Source organism: Paenibacillus sp. P4_A9, from assembly GCF_056402415.1.
The window spans coordinates 1-1,195 of record NZ_JBFUHL010000217.1 but is presented as its reverse complement, the minus strand read 5'-3'; the positions used below and the strand labels follow the sequence as shown (position 1 = coordinate 1,195).

Annotated in this window: 1 protein-coding gene; it reads left to right on the top strand. The window is 40.1% G+C overall.

Features of this window, described 5'->3' with window-relative positions; translation table 11 throughout:
• The coding region (locus AC1DVJ_RS31060) for a xanthine dehydrogenase family protein molybdopterin-binding subunit (RefSeq protein WP_477596806.1) at window positions 1-1,195 on the top strand (1,195 nt) is incomplete at both ends.

Below are 1,195 nucleotides of genomic sequence, written 5' to 3'. Positions count from 1 at the left end.
GCCCATTTTTGCAAATGAATGGGTCAATTATATTGGGGAACCCATCTTCATGCTCGTTGGCCCCAATTTAGAAATTCTCCATCAATTATTAGATCAAATTGAAGTGGATTTTGAAGAACATCAAGCTATCTATACATTAGAAGAAGCCATTAAACAAAAGGATCAAACAGGAGTATTCGCAAGTCATGAATTTGGTGAAAATCTCGAAGTGATACAAGCTATCGAGAAAAATGCGCATCAAATCATAGAAGAAGAGTACGAGACGGGTTATCAAGAACATGTCTATTTGGAACCTCAAGGAATGCTAGGGATTTATAACGAAGATGAAATTCTTGTAGAAGGATCGATGCAATGTCTATATTATGTGAAAAAGTCATTGATAAGCGCACTGGAATGTAAGGATGACGAGGTTAGGGTGATACAAAGTCCTACTGGCGGCGGGTTTGGCGGGAAGGAAGATTTCCCTTCCATGATGGCTTGTCACGTTGCCATAGCTGCTAAGGTTGTCAAAAAACCAGTCATGCTATTGTTTGACCGAGCAGAGGATTTTGAAGTAACGACAAAGAGACACCCTGCCAAATTTAAATATCGAACAGCATTAGATGAAAACGGAAATATTTTAAGTATGCATGTAGAGCTGTTTCTTGACGGCGGAGCAAATGCAGGTTTAAGTCCTGTCGTTTTGCAGAGGGCATTACTGAACAGTGCAGGCGTATATAAAATTCCGCACTTTCATGCGAAAGGCTATGCGCTTAAAACCAATACTGTGCCCAATGGAGCTTTTAGAGGCTTTGGCGCACCGCAAAGCTTTGCAGCAATTGAAAGTCTTATGGGACACATTAGCAGAAAGGTAGAACTAGACTCCATTGAATATAAAAGAAACTATTTGGTGAAACAAGGTGATCCAACCATTACCAACGGGAGATTTAAAGACCCGGTTTTGATGGACGACATTATCCAAGATTTATTGCTAACTGTGGACTACACAAAGAAAAAAGAAGAAATTCATGGTTTTAATCAACAAAACAAGCGCTACAAAAAAGGGATAGGCGCTTCCTTTTTCTTGCATGGCTGTGGATTCACTGGCAGTGGGGAAAGAGACCACATTAAAGCTACTGTAAAGTTAGTCAAAACAGAAAAAGATCAAGTGCTGATCAAGATATCAAATTCAGATATGGGTCAAGGCGCGCTAACC